The sequence below is a fragment of the Phocaeicola coprophilus DSM 18228 = JCM 13818 genome (genome assembly GCF_000157915.1).
Classification (GTDB): Bacteria; Bacteroidota; Bacteroidia; order Bacteroidales; family Bacteroidaceae; genus Phocaeicola; species Phocaeicola coprophilus.
The window spans coordinates 369,776-372,783 of the sequence record NZ_EQ973632.1 but is presented as its reverse complement, the minus strand read 5'-3'; the positions used below and the strand labels follow the sequence as shown (position 1 = coordinate 372,783).

Below are 3,008 nucleotides of genomic sequence, written 5' to 3'. Positions count from 1 at the left end.
ATTTCATAATATTATGATATCTAATAAATGTTTAGACAAACAAGATCAAAACTTTTAGCCAAAGTACTATTGAATTTCTAAATAGAAGAAGAATAAATTGAGTTCTTTTAATATTAACTTAATGCTACATAACATCTAAAGACAAAACCATTGAGATCATAATACATAATTGTATCAATTCTATTCCGGACAATTCGTATTAAGGACTCGCATGCTTTAGAGTACAATCTTTATTTACAACTAATCCATGAGAAATTTATAATAAAATTCCCATGGATTAAAAAAATATAATGTATGAAATTATTCAATCATCATCTACTATAGTGAATAAGAAGTTGTTCCTAATGGATTTTGTACAATCTATTCTAGCTATATATATTATATTTATAAGTTAATCATTCTACAATAATTACCTATCCTTTATATCAGGAAAGCATAATTATGGATAAAATAAATTCTCAAATATCAAAGATATATAGAAATAGTATTTACATATATGGTAATACAGCATTCTCTATATTAGTATCATTAATCAGTACACGACTAATTCTAAATGCTTTAGGAAGTTCAGATTTTGGTATATTTTGCATCGTAGGAGGTGCTATTGGAATGTTAGGCTTTATAAATGGAGCTATGACAGGAGCTACTCAGCGTTTTATTAATTATGCAGAAGGAGCAGGGCAAGAAACAGATAAAAGAAAAATTGTAAATGCAAGTATATTTATTCATTTTTGTATTTCTTTTCTTGCATTAATAGCTTTTGAAATCGCTTATTATTTTTTTTTCAACGGGATATTAAATATACCTCATAATAGAATTTATGCAGCAAAAGTAATCTATCAGTTTACTGTTATTTCAACCTTATTAACAATTCAAACAACCCCATATAATGCATTGATAAATGCACATGAGGATTTAAAATATTACTCTATTATTGGATGCATATTTACATTTATAAAATTACTTATTGCTATCATCATTGTTTATAGTTCCTATGATAAATTAATCTTATATGGTTTTTTTACAACTATATCCTCACTACTAAACATTATCATTGTTCGCATTTATTGCCACAAAAAATATACAGAATGTATATTTTCACCTAAAAAATATTTAGATTTTCATATCATAAAGAATATGTTTTCATTTGCAGGATGCACATTGTTAACGACTGCAACATCAATGTTATCCACTTATGGTGGCAATATCGTAATTAATAATTTTTTTGGAACATCTATAAACGCAGCACAAGGAGTAGCCAGTCAAATATCGGGCCAATTAATGGTATTCTCAAATAATATGTTAATGGCTGTAAATCCTGTAATTGGGAAGAAAGCTGGTGCTAAGGATTATAATTCGATGCTTAAATATGCTTTCACGAGTAGCAAATTATCATACCTAATTTTAGCTTTCTTTGCTATACCTTTTATAATTGAAACAGAGTGGATAATGAAATTTTGGTTAAAAGAAGTTCCAGAATGGGCAATTCTTTTCTTTAAACTAGAAATTATAAGGCGCCTTTTAGAACAATTAATTACAGGAATAAAAAATTCTATTGTTGCAGATGGAAATATAAAAAGACTATCTAGAGTTCAAAGTATTATTTATTTATTACCATTACCCATAACCTATTTATTATTTTATTTTGGTTTCCAGCCATATTGGCAATATATTATATGGATCCTTTTTTTAAATATTATAGCAAGTTACAATATAATTAAGCAAGCGAAAAAATATTGCAATTTGAACATTAAGTCTTTTTTACAATCTATAATTATTAAATGTCTAACCTGCACAATAATAATTGTATCAATCGGATATATACCTCACTACTTATTATCTCCCAATTTAATACGAGTTATCATCGTTGGGCTTGTAACATCTTTTACATATATAATTATAATATGGTACTTTTGCTTAAATCATGATGAAAAGGATATAATAAAAAATGTAATTACACTATCCAAGCAAAAATTAAATAGCTTAAAAAACAAATAGTAGTTCTTTATTAGAAAAATTCGCTATAAAACATGAATCAATCTATAAATAAATATTGGCAATATTTATTAATATATACCGCTATCTCATTTGGAGGAATGGCATTGCCAGTTTTTATCGGAAGAGAATTATTTGTCTTAATAACAGCTACAATTGGAGTTATTTATTGCATCATAAATAGAGCCTTTAAAAAAAATGTATTAATACAATTCATCCTCATTTTTACCATATCATTATTAATACCTTTTTCTGCTTCTGATTTAAGTATTGGTAGTATGCTATCTATTTCTGGAAGTCTGTTTTTTACATATGCTGTCATAATATGTGATAAAAAAATGTTCTTAAAAAGGTTCTTAAATACCCTTTTAATTATTGCCATAATTAGTCTGATATTGTATAGCTTAACTCGCATTTATGGGGTTGGAATATTCAACCCAATATTCCCTTATCTAACTAAAGTAAGTAGTGATACATTAGCAGAAGGTGTATATAGTTATGGAGGATATATATATAGATGGACAACAGTCCATAGTTTAAGAAATTGTGGTCCATTTGGAGAGCCTGGCCAATATCAAGGAGTTCTTTCGGTAGCCTTATATTTTTCCCTATTCAAAAAGCATTGTTTTAAAAATGTCAGAGAAAGAAAGCTTTATATTCTCGTATTCACTATAACTATGCTCAGTACATTGTCTACAAATGGTTATATTGCCCTATCTATACTCTATATAGGCTATCTATGTTGTGTAAAACAAGATAGAAATATTAAAGTATTTATCAAACGATTATTAATATTAACAATCGTGCTATTCATATTTACAGATCTTGGGAAAGATTTTTTTAAAGTAGCCATTTATGACAAGTTCTTTAGCGATGGCAATTTCTCCCTTACTTCTAATACTACAGGAGGAAGAACGAGAGGAATTATAGAAATGATTGAATATATCTCACAAAATCCATTCGTATTAATTGGAATTGGATATGACAATCTAGATAAACCTTAATTCCGCAAC

Annotated in this window: 2 protein-coding genes; both read left to right on the top strand. The window is 27.3% G+C overall.

Features of this window, described 5'->3' with window-relative positions; translation table 11 throughout:
• Nucleotides 1-441: 441 nt before the first annotated feature.
• Nucleotides 442-1,998, top strand: a complete 1,557-nt coding sequence (locus BACCOPRO_RS03180) for an MATE family efflux transporter (protein ID WP_008140854.1) — start codon at nucleotides 442-444, stop codon at nucleotides 1,996-1,998.
• A gap of 32 nt (nucleotides 1,999-2,030) precedes the next feature.
• Entirely contained in the window at nucleotides 2,031-2,999 is a 969-nt protein-coding gene (locus BACCOPRO_RS03175) for a hypothetical protein (RefSeq protein WP_008140853.1), read from the top strand.
• The last annotated feature ends 9 nt before the right edge of the window (nucleotides 3,000-3,008 follow it).

Bases quoted from the DNA above. Each gene is read 5' to 3' on its own strand.
- BACCOPRO_RS03175 (WP_008140853.1), top strand. From the start codon at position 2,031: ATGAATCAATCTATAAATAAATATTGGCAATATTTATTAATATATACC.
- BACCOPRO_RS03180 (WP_008140854.1), top strand. From the start codon at position 442: ATGGATAAAATAAATTCTCAAATATCAAAGATATATAGAAATAGTATT.